This is a genomic window from Psychrobacter sp. AOP31-B2-9, from assembly GCF_052378005.1.
Classification (GTDB): domain Bacteria; phylum Pseudomonadota; class Gammaproteobacteria; order Pseudomonadales; family Moraxellaceae; genus Psychrobacter.
In genome coordinates, this window is the sequence record NZ_JBQSXG010000380.1 from 1 (window position 1) to 254 (window position 254).

Annotated in this window: 1 protein-coding gene; it reads left to right on the forward strand. The window is 48.0% G+C overall.

Features of this window, described 5'->3' with window-relative positions; all coding sequences use genetic code 11:
• The coding region (locus ACT3SX_RS15725) for a hypothetical protein (RefSeq protein WP_444761892.1) at positions 1-254 on the forward strand (254 nt) is incomplete at both ends.

Genomic DNA, 254 nt, shown 5'->3' on the forward strand with positions numbered 1-254 from the left:
ACATTATCACCACAGCGAGTCCAAGTGATAGCGAGGGTATCAGTGCAAACATTGGTGCGATACGCTACCAGCAAGTATTACACGACCGCGTACATGCGCCAGTATTGGCACTGAGCGAACAAATCATCACTCAGCCAAGCTCAATAACGATGCAGCGCTTTAATAGTGCTAGCGTCGCACACCCCACTCAGTCTGCTGAGATTACTACAAACACCAACACTGATGAAAATAGTGCTGACGAGGACAATCAAGCA